This window comes from Cytobacillus luteolus (genome assembly GCF_017873715.1).
Classification (GTDB): domain Bacteria; phylum Bacillota; class Bacilli; order Bacillales; family Bacillaceae_L; genus Bacillus_BV; species Bacillus_BV luteola.
In genome coordinates, this window is sequence record NZ_JAGGKM010000004.1 from 176,811 (window position 1) to 191,139 (window position 14,329).

At 37.4% G+C, this 14,329-nt stretch carries 15 protein-coding genes; 2 read left to right on the forward strand and 13 right to left on the reverse strand.

Going from position 1 to position 14,329, the window contains the following annotated elements:
- Positions 1-111: 111 nt before the first annotated feature.
- The gene (spoVB, locus tag J2Z26_RS12940; RefSeq protein ID WP_193535569.1) at positions 112-1,686 is read left to right on the forward strand and encodes a stage V sporulation protein B; all 1,575 of its coding nucleotides are present in this window, start codon (positions 112-114) and stop codon (positions 1,684-1,686) included.
- Between the two features lie 24 nt (positions 1,687-1,710).
- On the opposite strand, the gene J2Z26_RS12945 is transcribed toward spoVB, so the two are convergent.
- Positions 1,711-2,388, reverse strand: coding sequence for a DUF421 domain-containing protein (locus J2Z26_RS12945; protein WP_193535570.1), 678 nt, complete (start codon positions 2,386-2,388; stop codon positions 1,711-1,713).
- Positions 2,389-2,665: 277 nt separating this feature from the next.
- On the opposite strand from J2Z26_RS12945, the gene J2Z26_RS12950 reads away from it, so the two are divergent.
- Positions 2,666-3,046 (forward strand): TIGR04086 family membrane protein, encoded by a 381-nt coding sequence (locus tag J2Z26_RS12950; RefSeq protein WP_193535571.1) that lies wholly within the window; start codon positions 2,666-2,668, stop codon positions 3,044-3,046.
- 48 nt (positions 3,047-3,094) lie between these two features.
- On the opposite strand, the gene yajC is transcribed toward J2Z26_RS12950, so the two are convergent.
- The 12 genes from yajC to nadC all read right to left on the reverse strand — a co-directional run bounded on the left by yajC (position 3,095) and on the right by nadC (position 14,329).
- Positions 3,095-3,355, reverse strand: a complete 261-nt coding sequence (yajC, locus tag J2Z26_RS12955) for a preprotein translocase subunit YajC (protein ID WP_193535572.1) — start codon at positions 3,353-3,355, stop codon at positions 3,095-3,097.
- Between the two features lie 33 nt (positions 3,356-3,388).
- Positions 3,389-4,528 (reverse strand): tRNA guanosine(34) transglycosylase Tgt, encoded by a 1,140-nt coding sequence (gene tgt, locus J2Z26_RS12960; protein WP_193535573.1) that lies wholly within the window; start codon positions 4,526-4,528, stop codon positions 3,389-3,391.
- A 204-nt stretch (positions 4,529-4,732) separates the two neighbouring features.
- Entirely contained in the window at positions 4,733-5,758 is a 1,026-nt protein-coding gene (gene queA / locus J2Z26_RS12965) for a tRNA preQ1(34) S-adenosylmethionine ribosyltransferase-isomerase QueA (protein WP_193535574.1), read from the reverse strand.
- Between the two features lie 494 nt (positions 5,759-6,252).
- Positions 6,253-6,444: a DUF2905 domain-containing protein gene (locus tag J2Z26_RS12970; protein WP_193535575.1), complete on the reverse strand. Its 192-nt coding sequence runs from the start codon at positions 6,442-6,444 to the stop codon at positions 6,253-6,255.
- A 5-nt stretch (positions 6,445-6,449) separates the two neighbouring features.
- Positions 6,450-7,451: a Holliday junction branch migration DNA helicase RuvB gene (gene ruvB, locus J2Z26_RS12975; RefSeq protein WP_193535576.1), complete on the reverse strand. Its 1,002-nt coding sequence runs from the start codon at positions 7,449-7,451 to the stop codon at positions 6,450-6,452.
- 13 nt (positions 7,452-7,464) lie between these two features.
- Positions 7,465-8,076, reverse strand: coding sequence for a Holliday junction branch migration protein RuvA (gene ruvA / locus J2Z26_RS12980; protein ID WP_193535577.1), 612 nt, complete (start codon positions 8,074-8,076; stop codon positions 7,465-7,467).
- 92 nt (positions 8,077-8,168) lie between these two features.
- Positions 8,169-8,759, reverse strand: coding sequence for an intercompartmental signaling factor BofC (locus J2Z26_RS12985; protein WP_193535578.1), 591 nt, complete (start codon positions 8,757-8,759; stop codon positions 8,169-8,171).
- A gap of 162 nt (positions 8,760-8,921) precedes the next feature.
- Positions 8,922-9,710: a YhcN/YlaJ family sporulation lipoprotein gene (locus J2Z26_RS12990; protein WP_193535579.1), complete on the reverse strand. Its 789-nt coding sequence runs from the start codon at positions 9,708-9,710 to the stop codon at positions 8,922-8,924.
- Between the two features lie 104 nt (positions 9,711-9,814).
- A complete protein-coding gene (gene nadE / locus J2Z26_RS12995; protein ID WP_193535580.1) occupies positions 9,815-10,561 on the reverse strand; it encodes an NAD(+) synthase in 747 nt (248 codons plus the stop codon).
- A gap of 164 nt (positions 10,562-10,725) precedes the next feature.
- The gene (gene safA / locus J2Z26_RS22425; RefSeq protein ID WP_193535581.1) at positions 10,726-12,174 is read right to left on the reverse strand and encodes a SafA/ExsA family spore coat assembly protein; all 1,449 of its coding nucleotides are present in this window, start codon (positions 12,172-12,174) and stop codon (positions 10,726-10,728) included.
- Positions 12,175-12,374: 200 nt separating this feature from the next.
- Complete coding sequence (gene nadA, locus J2Z26_RS13005) at positions 12,375-13,484, reverse strand: quinolinate synthase NadA (protein WP_193535582.1); 1,110 nt, start codon at positions 13,482-13,484, stop codon at positions 12,375-12,377.
- Entirely contained in the window at positions 13,481-14,329 is an 849-nt protein-coding gene (gene nadC / locus J2Z26_RS13010; RefSeq protein ID WP_193535583.1) for a carboxylating nicotinate-nucleotide diphosphorylase, read from the reverse strand. Before nadC ends, nadA begins: the two co-directional genes overlap by 4 nt.

Consider the following 14,329-nt stretch of genomic DNA (forward strand, 5'->3'; position numbering starts at 1 on the left):
TATTTAACATTATGAGAAAGGGAATAGAATAATACTTGTCATGCTTGGCCCCCTACCTCGCATATAGTAATTGTAAATGAAATAACCTTGTTTGAGAAGGTAGGGAAACACATGTCGAAACAAACATTTTTACAAGGAACGTTAATACTCATAGTTGCTGGCCTTATAACGAAGGTTTTAGGCTTTATAAATCGAATAGTTGTAGCTAACTTGATTGGTGCAGAAGGTGTTGGCCTATATATGATGGCTGTGCCTACTTTCGTACTTACGATAACACTTGTACAAATGGGGCTACCTGTTGCGATTTCTAAGCTTATTGCTGAGGCTGAGGCAATTGGTGATCGGAGAAAGATAAAAAAAATACTTGTTGTTTCTCTAACCGTCACCGGCTCACTAAGTTTAATCTTCACACCTACAATGATATTCCTAGCTCCAATTCTATCTGAAACATTATTTACTGATTCTAGAACATATTGGCCTCTATTAGCTATCTCTCCAATTGTTCCAATTATCGCTATCTCATCTGTGTTAAGGGGTTATTTCCAGGGCCGACAAAACATGCGTCCCGCTGCCATATCTCAAGTAATTGAGCAGGTTGTACGAATAACACTTGTAGCAGTATTTACTAAAGCCTTTCTACCTTATGGAATTGAGTTTGCCGCGGCGGGGGCAATGATATCAGCGGTAATAGGTGAATTAATTTCCTTACTTTATATGTTCTGGATGTTTAAAACGAAGAAACGAGTAAAAGTCCGAACTGATTTTTTCAAAGCTGTAAAGGCAGGGAAGCAAACGTTTAATGAATTAATGTCAATAGCTCTACCGACAACAGGCAGCAGATTGATAGGTTCAATTGCTTGGTTTTTTGAACCAATTGTAGTTGCTCAAAGTTTAGCTATTGCAGGTGTTGCTACACACCTTGCCACTAGCCAATATGGTCAGCTAACTGGATTTGCTTTACCTTTATTACTGTTGCCATCATTTATAACATATGCTCTCGCAACATCCTTAGTTCCAGCAATTAGCGAGGCGGCCGCTAAAAAACAAACTCTTTTAATTGAACACCGTTTGCAACAAGCACTTAGATTATCTTTAGTTACCGGTGGTTTAGCAGTAGTAGTTTTATATGTTTTTGCAGCACCTCTTATGGAACTTATTTATGGGAGTGGAGAGTCCGCGATTTTTGTAAAGGTAATGGCTCCCTTCTTTATCTTTTACTACTTTCAAGGACCTTTACAGGCTACATTACAGGCATTAGATTTAGCAAAAGCCGCCATGATTAATAGCATAATAGGTGCAGTAGTTAAGACGATCGCTATATTCGCATTAGCAACACGTCCTGAGCTTGGAATTATGGGTGCTGCTTTAGCAATAGTTGCAGGTATGGTTTTAGTTACCCTACTGCATTTTAGTACAATTGTAAAAATCATTTCTTATAGTTTTTATGTAAGGGATTATATTAAGAGCTTTTTAACAATGGTCGGATCAGGTATTTGTGGGCACTATTTATTTACAACTGTATTTATATCCTTGCCTCTAATTAGTAAAACATTAGTTTCAATCATCTTTACTTCACTAGTCTATTGCGTTCTTCTATTTGCATTTAGACTGGTTGATAGAAATGAAGTGAAGAGAATCCCATTTGTTGGTCCACCACTTGCAGCATTTCTACCAATTAAAAAGTAACCACCCTTTCATGGATGGTTACTTTTATTTTTTTTCATCCTTTATATCAATAACGAACGTCCCTTTTTTCTCGTTATAGGAACAGTAAGATATCTTCTTAATATCCTTATATCCAAGGTTACGTAGTTGCTGTCGTATCCATAAATTTGTTTTATTTATTTTTTCTAGTTGTTTTTCTTGAACAACCCCGTCGATAATGATAGGCCACTCGAATTCACTTACTGTAGGATTATTGTTTTGTTGTTGTTCGTACTCCTTTTGGAACACAGAAAGCTTGCCAGATGGCTCAAGTATTGCAAACTCTACATCAGAAACACTTCGAACATTTTTCTCCCTTAATTGTAAAAGTAAATCATCAAAATTATACCGTTGTTTTCTCATTTCATGTTCATCAATTTTTCCTTTATCGATAATTACCGTAGGTTTACCATCTATAAGTTCGCGAATTTTTTGGCTTTTAATTGAAAAGTAGGCTAAAGCAATTTGAATTAGCATCAGTAATAACATTGGAAAAACTGTATGCAGCAATGGATCAGATGTATTTTCGATAGATACAACAGCCATCTCAGCAATCATAATCGAAACAACTAGATCTACTATACTTAACTCACCAATTTCTCTTTTGCCCATTAGACGAAATATAAATAAGATCACAAAGTAAATAAAAATCGTTCTAGCGGTAATGATTACATATTCCTCCACCAATAATTGCCCCCTTCAAACCTCTTGTAAAAGCGGAGTAAATCCTTACCTTTTTTTACAAACCAATATGTTTAGCTTTCTACAATTGTTCAAAAATCATTAGGATATTGTTCTACCATTTTTAGGAACAAAAAGTAAAATCTTGATTCTAAAATTAATTGGACATGAATATGCTCGTACTAAGGCTAGATGTAAGAAGAAAATGTAGCACTTTTAGTCTTCATGATATTTCCCAATACCTTTTTACATCTACATCACTTAGAAAGGGGATGTCACAATGAAAAACATGGGTATAGCAATGATTTATGGTGTCGTAGCAATCTTAGTAGTTGTATTAGGCTCTAGTTTATTATTTTCTCTATTGCTTAAATTTACGACACTACAGGAATCTTCATTGTCCTGGGTTATCTTAATTCTTTCATTCTTAGCGCTATTTATCGGTGGTTTTGTTTCGGGAGGGAAAGGAAAAGAAAAAGGATGGTTAATGGGAGGCGCAACAGGCTTGTTATACATCCTAATTGTGTTTTTGTTTAACTTTTTAGGTTTTGATAGTACTTTCTCCACTGAGCAGTTCTTTTATCATACTGGGTTCTTAGCTACAGCAATGATTGGCGGTATAATTGGGGTTAATGTAACGACTCCTGCTAGAAACGCATAAAAGTAATAAAGAAAAAAGAGCTTTCATTTGAAAGCTCTTTCCTTTTACCTAATTTCTTGTTTCGCGTACTGCTTGACGATCAAAAGTAAGTCTAGCGCCGTCTCCAGCTTTAAGTACGATTGTATCCTCATCAATTGCATCAACAATACCGTGAAATCCACCAACAGTTATAACTTTATCACCTTTTTTAATAGACGATTGCATTTCACGAACTGCTTTTTGACGCTTTTGCTGTGGACGGATTAACAGAAAATAAAAAATAGCAAACATTAGTATTAATGGTCCAACTGTTCCTAATAAACCTTCCATTTAGTTCACCCCTTTCATAAGTTGCAGTCTAGCCTAGAAATTTTTTGCATTCGGTTTATTAAAACCATAGCGCTCAAAGAATTCTTCACGGAAATCACCAAGTCGGTCTTCCATAATAGCTTGTCTAACCTGCTCCATTAATTTTAACAGAAAATGAAGATTATGATAAGTCGTTAATCTTATCCCAAAGGTTTCTTCACATTTAATTAAGTGACGAATATAGGCTCTGCTATAATTACGGCAAGTATAACAATCACAATTTTCATCAAGAGGTCGATAATCTCTCGCGAACTGTGCATTCTTAACAACCAATCTTCCTTCACTTGTCATTAGTGTCCCATTACGAGCAATTCTTGTAGGAAGTACACAATCAAACATATCAATTCCACGAATTGCACCATCAATTAATGAATCAGGAGACCCCACTCCCATTAAATATCTTGGCTTATTAGTAGGAAGCCATGGAGTTGTGAAATCTAACACTCTGTTCATTACGTCCTTTGGTTCTCCAACCGAAAGTCCTCCAACTGCATACCCAGGGAAATCCATTGAAACTAAATCCTTTGCGCTTTGTTTTCGGAGTTCTTCATACTCCCCACCTTGGACGATTCCAAATAGCCCTTGGTCATTTGGGCGTTGGTGTGCATTTAAACATCTTTCAGCCCAGCGGCTTGTTCGTTCAACTGATTTTTTCATATAGTCAAATTCAGCAGGGTAAGGTGGACATTCGTCAAATGCCATCATGATATCGGAGCCAAGAGCATTTTGAATATCCATAGCTTTTTCAGGTGAGAGAAATAACTTATCACCATTTAGATGATTTCGAAAATGAACGCCCTCTTCTTGAATTTCACGAAATTCACTTAAACTAAAAACTTGGAAGCCACCTGAATCTGTAAGAATAGCACGATCCCAATTCATAAACTTATGTAACCCACCAGCTTCTTTTACAATCTCATGTCCTGGGCGTAGCCATAAATGGTAGGTGTTACTTAGAATTATACCAGCACCCATTTCTTTTAAATCTTCTGGTGACATGGTCTTTACAGTGGCTAAGGTACCAACTGGCATAAATACCGGAGTATCAAATGAACCATGTGGAGTATGAACCTTACCGAGCCTAGCTCCTGTTTGTTTACAAGTTTTTATTAATTCATAACGTATTGCCGTCAATTTTTGTATCTCCCTTCTAAATAGAAAAGCGTAAGGTGCCCGGTTAGCGACGTATGGACTGAACATATCCGCATGATAAAGGAAACACGGAGAGCATAGCGATCCGATGTTGACTTATCGTAAGGAGGAGAGGTGAAGGCCACTAGTCGCTGGGCACCTGGAGCTAAACACTAAACCTAGTAAAAGCCTTTTATATATCCCTAGTTAGATAATTAGCATAGCATCTCCAAAGCTAAAGAAACGATAACGTTCCTTTACTGCTTCATTGTATGCATGTAAAATCTTTTCTCTTCCTACTAGTGCACTGATCATCATAACTAGTGTTGATTTAGGTAGATGGAAGTTTGTAATTAACCCATCTATTGCTTTAAATTCATAACCTGGATAGATAAAGATATTCGTCCAGCCATTGCATTCCTGAAATTGACTGTATGTATTCATAATTGTTTCGAGGGTTCGTGTTGATGTTGTTCCAACAGAAATGATTCTTCCACCTTCTGCTTTTACTTTATTTAGTAGTTCTGCTGTTCCTTTGGTCATTTGATAAAATTCTGAGTGCATATCATGTTCTTCAATTGAGTCAACACTTACAGGTCGAAACGTTCCTAATCCAACATGTAACGTTATAAAGGCAACATGAACTCCTTTATCCTTAATTTCTTGCAGTAATTTTTCGGTAAAATGTAATCCTGCTGTAGGGGCAGCTGCTGAACCTCGTTCTCGAGCAAATACAGTCTGGTAACGTTCTTGGTCATCTAATTGTTCTTTAATGTAGGGTGGTAATGGCATTTCTCCAAGTGAATCTAGAACTTCGTAGAAGATGCCTTCATATTGAAACTCGAAGGTTCTTCCTCCTTGATCACTCGTACCTGTACAAGTTGCCTTTAGGCGTCCATCTCCAAATGTTAGCACACTACCTTCTTTCACTCTCTTTGCCGGTTTAACTAGGGTTTCCCATGTATCATCTGATGCTTGTTTTAACAACAATACCTCAACTTTTGCGCCAGTATCTTCTTTTACTCCGAATAGCCTTGCAGGTAAAACCCTTGTATCATTTAGGACTAAACAGTCTCCTTCATTTAGGTATGTAAGAATGGATCTAAATGTATCGTGGGTTAGTTCTCCTGTTTGCTTATCTAGTACTAGTAGCCTAGAGGCTTCTCGATCTTCAAGCGGAGTTTGAGCGATGAGTTCCTCTGGTAAATGGAAATCAAATAAATCTACTTTCATTTTTTCACCTATTTCTAATTCATTTCGGTTTGAATCTAATTTGTTAAGTTCAAATCGGTTTATCAGTCATCATTTGTGCATTTTGGGCCAAATGAGGTCACATAAACAGTTTTATCAGCCGTCAGTTGTGCACTTTGGGCCAAATTAGGTTACATAAATCGTTTTATCAACCCTCATTTGTGCACTTTGGGCCAAATGAGGTCACATAAACAGTTTTATCAGCCGTCATTTGTGCATTTTGGTCCAAATGAGGTCAAATAAACAGTTTTATCAGCCGTCATTTGTGGACTTTGGACCAAATGAGGTCACATAAATCGTTTTATCAGCCGTCAGTTCTGCATTTTAAACCAAACGAGGTCACATAAATCGTTTTATCAGCCCTCAATTCTACATTTTGGTCCAAATGAGATCACATAAATCGTTTTATCAGCCCTCAATTCTGCATTTTGGTCCAAATGAGGTCACATAAACATTTTTATAGGGTTCTAATCTATTCATTTAAATCGACCAATCACATAGAAGATGATTGATAGGACGATGCTTACCACAATTGATGTTACAATTGGAAAGTAGAATGTTGTGTTGCCCTTTTTTATAACAATATCACCAGGAAGTTTTCCTATAAATTGCCATATCATGCCTATGATAAGTAGGATTATGCCTAGGGTCATTAATATTTTCCCCATCAATATCACTCCTTAGGAATTTCCATGTGGAAGTGGTTGTAAACTAACTCGGTTACAATCCTGCCTCTTGGTGTTCGTTGGAGAAAGCCAATTTGCAATAAATAGGGTTCATATACATCTTCAATCGTATGAGCCTCTTCGCCAATTGTTGCAGCAATGGTTTCTAGACCAACAGGTCCTCCTCTGAACTTTTCAATGATCCCTTTAAGTAATTTATGGTCAATATGATCCAATCCTAAACTATCGACCTGAAGAAGTTCAAGTGCTTCGCTGCAAAGAGTATTCGTTATTTCTCCATTCCCTCGAACTTGAGCAAAATCTCTAACTCTTCTCAAGAGACGATTAGCAATTCTCGGAGTCCCACGTGATCGTCTAGCAACTTCAATGGCTGCATTTGGTTCAATCGCTACATCTAGTATTTCAGCGGTTCGTTCAACTATATCGGTTAGCTGTGCTTCATTATAATATTCAAGTCTACTTAACACACCGAACCGGTCCCGTAGAGGTGCGGACAGAGATCCAGCCCTTGTAGTAGCCCCTACAAGGGTGAATGGAGGGAGATCTAACCTTACAGACCTTGCCGTTTCCCCTTTACCAATAACTATATCCAAACAAAAGTCCTCCATCGCAGGATAAAGAACCTCTTCGACGGAGCGGTGTAATCTATGTATCTCATCTATAAATAAGACATCACCTGGCTCTAAGGCAGTTAAAACAGCAGCCAAATCACCTGGACGTTCAATTGCAGGTCCAGAAGTCGTTCGGATATTCACACCCATCTCATTAGCAATAATTGTAGCAAGAGTAGTTTTCCCAAGACCAGGAGGTCCATACAATAGGACGTGATCTAACGTTTCTTGTCTCATCTTTGCTGCTTCAATAAAGACTTCCATATTGGCTTTAACCTTATCTTGGCCAATATACTGTTTAAGCGTTTGTGGTCTTAAACTTTGTTCGAGTGAAGACTCATCTATATCTGCTTCACCAGAGACAATTCTTTCCTCCATAATTTAGTCCCCCTTATTTTAGTAGCATTTGGAGAGCCTTTCTTATGTATTGATCAGTTGTCATTGTTTCTTGTAAAAGCTCTGGTATGATTTTTTTGATTTCACGCTCCGCATACCCTAGAACTTTTAAAGCTTCAACCGCCTCATCAAGTGCTTCAGAAGATGTACTTTCAAGAATGAGCCTATCTTCTGACGTAAATAAATCATCTAATCCTTCCGGTACTAAATCATGAAGTTTCCCTTTTAAATCAAGGATCATTTGCCTTGCTGTTTTCTTGCCGATGCCAGGGAAACGGACTAAGAATTTTTCATCCTCGTTCTCAATGGCTCGTACAACTTGGGCTGGTTGTCCTGAAGCTAAGATCGCGAGTCCACCTTTTGGACCTATACCAGAAACATTTAATAACTTCATAAACAGTGCTCTCTCTTCACGCGTTTGAAAGCCATATAAGGCTAAAATATCCTCACGAACATGTTGATACGTGTATATGGTGACCATTTCATTTTTATTCTTTCTAAATACAAATGGATTTGGTGTATAAATCAGATAGCCTACTCCATTATTTTCGACAACAATATATTCCGGGTTAACAAAATCTATTTGTCCTTTTATAAATTCAATCAATGAAATTCTCTCCTCTTTCTTGCTGTACCTCATTTTATCATATTTATTAAAATGTACAGAGAAAAAACACGAAAAAAGACTAGCTTATAGGACTAGTCTTTTAAAGTGTTGGTAGTTGGGGTAGCAGAGAGAGTTTTAAAGGTCTCAATGATATCTTCATAGTGATCCTTTGAACTAACTCTTATTCCTTCTTTTAGACGAGTATGCTGATGACTCTCAAGCTTTTTTACATCTATTTGAAAAAAAGATTGAATTACTTTTGTTGATTCCTTTGGTTTACCTTCGTAAATTGTAAGTATTCCATCATCAGTTATCCCAAAATACCCATTTGATTTTAATAAGGGCGAAATATCATCAATTTGTTGTTGAAAAACAATCTGTTCTTCATCTTGATGTACTAGCTGCCAATCCTCATATTGGGCCCAAAAATCTTCCATTGACCAAATTGTTTCTTCTACAATTTCCTCACTTACTTCACCGTCTAAATATAATCTTTCCAATATAACGGTAATTGTTAGAGGTCCATTTACCTCATAAGCCTTGTTCTCTTTTTCTACAATCTCTGTTGATGCTTCGGCTCTATTTAGTTCATGAGTAGATGGCGCCTCTTTTAAAAAACCGAAGTAAAAAATGGAAAACAAAATAATAGTAGTCCAAGTAAATATTCTAATGGAAGGTCTCATATTAACATCACCTCTTGCTAGAATTTTTAGCAATCATTACATAAATAAACCTTCTTTATTTCATAGTGTGACCAATAATAGAAGAGTTATCCAATTATTATTGTCTTTTTTATTTAAATTTAAATAAGCCAGCCCAAATATGGACTGACTTTATTCCTAACATTATCGGTTATTATTATCTGTAAATGGCCGACGAAGTGTTTCGTCAACATTTCTAAAAAGGTCTTTCATATCTGCATCAATTGTTTCTCTTCTGTTACCTTGACGAATATCATTATCAAGATTTCTTACTCTGCTATACGTTCCCTCGTCAGTAACAACATTAATATTTTTCCCTTTTGCAAGTGGCTTAACTGCTTTTTGTACTTCTTTTTCAACATTTGCATCATTTCTGTCATTTGTATCAATTGCAACTAAAATATTGTCCCCCATAATCACAGTACGTACATCATCAACATTTTTAATACCTTCTACACGATCTGTAATACGTTCTGCAAGGTTACCATCATAGTTATTGTAATAACCAGTTGATCTTGCAGTATTGTCTTCATCATTTAAATGACCGTGGTAATTTATATCGTTGGATCCGTGATGATTATCCTTATCACCATCATCACCTATAATATATCTTTCATGGTCGTTTATTTCCTCAATATTCCCTTCTCGATTTTGATTTCCTTCTTTTCGATTAAGGGCTCCATAGCGGGTATTGTGAGTACGGTCATTTCTCGTATTTCGATCCATTATTTCTGTAAGTGGCCCATCATTATCATCAAGTGTATACGCATTACCGTTTTGATCGTCACCGGTACTGTTATCACCCTCGTTCGAATAATAACCAAAAGGCCTTACATTCTCATTATTATCCATGGCCCCTTCATTCGTATTACACCCAACAAGGCCACCTAACAATAATGCTGTCGCTGAAAAAGTAAGAAATTGCTTCCTCATTGGAAATACCCCCTTTAAGCTTTTGAACATCTATATTAGACGTTCATCTATAGGTTGGCTTAAAAGGGGGTAGTTTAATCTGTTAAGTATCGGTATTTCAAACGTTACTTTTCAAACGGTGGTGGAGCTGCCGCTAAGCTGCGTTTATGATGTGACCTATTATGTAATTTTTGAATGATTTCTTTATCATGATTCGGAATTTCTTCACCTTTTAAATACTTATCGATCATGTTATAGGTTGTACCCATCTCATTTTCATCTGTTTGTCCTTCCCAAAGTCCTGCACTAGGAGCTTTGTTGATGACGTCATCATGCACACCGAGTGCTATTGCCATCTCTCGAACCTCACCTTTTGTCAAATGGACTAGTGGTACAAGGTCTACTCCACCATCTCCATATTTTGTGAAATATCCAGTATGCCATTCAGCTGCATTGTCTGTTCCAACAACCAGGTATCCATAATTATTTGCAACTGCATAAAGAGTTGTCATACGAAGACGAGCTCTTGTGTTAGCATCACCTAATCTTGCCGTTTCTTCATTCCATTCATTTTTTTCTTTTAATTGTTTCTCTAGTTCTGTAAAAAGGGTTTCATGAGTCGCCGTTAAATCAATTACATGATGGTGTATGTCACAGCCTTCAATTACTTTTAACGCATCATGTTTATCACTTTCACTACTTTTACAAGGCATAATTAAACCTAATGAGGCATTCGGGAAAGCCTTTTTTATTAAATAAGTGACAACTGCTGAATCAATACCCCCACTTACACCTACTATAGCACCCTTTAATCCTGCACTTTCTACCTGAGCTTTTATCCAATTGACAAGGAATGTAATTTTCTCTTCCATTTTCACTCTTCCCTTCTTTACTATTATAATTTTCTATAGTAGCACAAGGGATGATAAGTAAACAATTTTTACATTCTGACTATTTCATTGAATACTATTGATAATTTGAATCCATAAAAAAAGAAGACGATCATAAAACAACCGTCTCCTTTAATCTTTATAGCTTAATCTAAATCATCATCATCAAAGTCCGGCATTGTAAACATTGGATTTTGATTAAATGGTATTGGCTGACCAGGATTCATACCAAATGGAGCCCCACCAGGAACAGTTGGCTGTCCAGGGGATTGCATTAGTCCTGGCTGAAAGCCTTGACCATAAGGTGTTAATCCCTGTTGTGGTCCAGTATAAGGTTGTAGATGTGGGTAACCCCCAAATCCTTGTTGCGGTACACCAAAAGGTTGCTGAAATCCACCTAATCCCGGTTGTTGTGGCATTCCATAAGGTTGCTGGAATCCACCTAACCCTTGTTGTTGTGGTAAACCATATGGTTGAGGTACTCCTGCTCCAGCAAATCCTGGTTGCGACATTCCATATCCAGGTGGGATTGTACCATATCCTTGAGGTAATCCCATTTGCTGATGATATCCAGCTGGTTTCACATGACCTCCACATCCACAATCATTTTTATAGCCTGCTTGTGCACCAGCAACAAAGTTTGGCATTTGCTGATATGGCATTGGTGATGGCGCATAACCCATTGGCTGTGTATGTGCTACGTTTGGCATTGGTGGTGGTAAATCATCATCGTCATCATCAAACATAGCCGGATTTATTCCTTGAGGATATCCCGGATAGCCCATAGGCATTGGTGCACCTTGTTGGAATGGTGGAACTGGTGGGCTTGCAAAAGGTCCCAATCCTGAACCTGGTAATACTGGTGACATTGGCACACAAGGATACTCCGCCGGTTGTGGTGGTGTATATCCTACTGGTGCAGTTGGCATTGGTACCGGTTGAGGAAATCCCTCTTGAACCCCTGCAACTTGAGGTGCTTGTTTAGGCGCTTTCTCTTGAATACCTGCCACATGTGGTGCTTTTTTAGGCGCTTTCTCCTGAACACCTGCTACCTGAGGTGCTTTTTTAGGCGCTTTCTCTTGAACACCTGCTACTTGTGGCTTCTCTTCTGGCTGCATCATTCCTGGTAAAATAGGTGGTGCGCTTGGAGCCTTAAGTGATTCTAGATTTAACATATTAAGCTTATTACCCTCAATGTTAATTGGACTTGGTGTTGGCATCTTTGGAGTATATGGTACCTTCTTTTCCTTTATTTCTTCTTTTGCCTCCATTACTGGTAATGGCTGTGGTGATTTATCAGCATATGGATGAACTGCCTCTTTTTTTGGTGCTTCTTTTTTAGCTGCTATAGGCGCTTCTTTTTTGGCAGCAATAGGTGCTTCCTTTTTCACACTTTCCTTAACTGTCCCGACATTTGTCTGCATTTCTTTTTTTACAGGTACGTTACCGGTTGGAACTTTAATTTTCATACCTGGCATGATCATGTCGGGGTTGCTTAATTGCGTATTCATCTTTTTTAATTCTTCAAAGTCTACACCATATTTTTTGGAAATATTCCATAGTGTATCGCCTTTTTGAACAACATGAATTTTCACTTTGTAGTTCCCCTCCTGTACATAAGTCTTTTACAGTCTATGTGACGATAGGCAAATTGCCACTATTCTTCATCACAACTTATGCTCTTTTTTAAAGGAATATGTATAAAAATCATTGCCATACTAAGGGAACACACTAAAATAAAAAAGTTTATAAAAATAGCAGTTATTACACTGTCATTTTTATAAACTTAGTGATGTTATGCTCTTGCAAGCATACGTTCAAGTGCCAAAGTAGCATCTTTTGCAATCGTAGCATCTACTTTTATTTCGTTAATTACCTCTCCTTTTTCTAGAGATTCTAGAGCCCATAGTAGGTGAGGTAAGTCAATTCTATTCATCGTTAAACAAGGACACATATGTGGGTTTAGTGAAACAATTTTCTTATCAGGGTGATTGTTTATAATACGTTTAACAAGATTCATTTCAGTACCAATCGCCCACTTACTTCCTGATGGTGCCTTGTCGATTGTATCAATAATATATTTAGTAGATCCTGCATAATCGGATAAAGCAACTACTTCACGAGTACATTCAGGGTGAACAATAATATTCATATCTGGTTCATCTTTTCTAATATCATTTATATTATTTACTGTAAAGTTTTCATGGACTGAACAATGGCCTTTCCATAGGATAACCTTAACATCATTTAAGTTCCCATTATATTCAAAGGCATCAGTTATTGGGTTCCAAACTGCCATTTCATCAAGCGGTATCCCTAGATCAAATGCCGTATTTCTACCTAAATGTTGGTCAGGCAAAAATAATATTCGTTGCTTTTGGGTAAATGCCCATTCAAGCATCGGTTTTGCATTTGATGAAGTAACGGTTGCTCCCCCATTTCTCCCAACGAATGCTTTAATTGCCGCTGTAGAATTAACATAAGTTAGAGGAATAATTGTATCACCAAAGACTTGTTGCATCGTATTCCAACCACGTTCAGTCTGTTCAATATTTGCCATATCAGCCATCGAACAGCCTGCCCTCATATCAGGTAAAATAACTCGTTGGTTCGGATTGGTTAGTATATCAGCTGTCTCTGCCATAAAATGCACGCCACAGAAAACAATGTATTCAGCATTCTTATTTTGAGCTGAAATTTGTGCTAACTGCAAGGAGTCACCGGTCGTATCAGCAAATTGGATTACCTCATCTTTTTGATAATGATGTCCGGGTATAAACAATTTCTCCCCAAAGGAATTCTTAATTTCTCTCACACGTTGCTCCATTTCAGCAACAGAAAGAGTCTTATATTCTGAAGGAATTCCTTGTACACTATCTTTATTTATCAATTCTAAAATATTCATCTTATTGCCCCCTTTTCTGATACATTAAAACTGATGTCTAGCGCTTTTGCTGAATGAGTTAACATTCCTAAAGAAATGTAATCAACACCTGTTTTTCCGTATTCTTTGAGGTTTTCAATTGTAATACCTCCTGAAGCTTCAGTAACAATTGATTTAGGTACTATTCCAACAAATTCCTTTACCTCTTCTGGTGTTCGATTATCGAACATAATTACATCAGCACCTGCTGAAATAGCCTCTTCAACAGCTTCTCTAGATTCTGTTTCAACCTCAACTTTTACCATGTGTCCAACTGATTCCCGAACTGCCTTAACAGCTAGAGTAATAGAACCGGCAAAGGCAATATGATTATCTTTTATCATGACACCGTCATACAAACCGAAGCGATGATTAAAACCACCACCACATGTGACAGCATACTTTTCAAGAATTCTTAAGCCAGGTGTCGTTTTTCGAGTATCACATATTTTCGTATGATCACTTTGTAAGGCTGTTACCGCCTTTTTAGTAAGGGTCGCAATACCACTCATCCTTTGTAAAAGATTCAAGATGACTCTTTCACCTGTTAATAAAACTCCCATCGGTCCATATACTTTTGCTATAATCTCTCCGTTTTCTACACGATCTCCATCATGTTTGTACAGGATGACCTCACAGGATGAATCTAATAACTTGTAGCCTTGTGTGATAATGTCTACTCCTGATAATATCCCTTCATCTTTCACTAAAAAGTGGCCTTCTCCTCTAAGTTCTGGAGGGAATATTGAATCACTGGTTATATCTCGCTCACCAATATCCTCTAGAAAGAATTGCTCGAGTAATTTTCTAACCTTCAGTTTATTCAT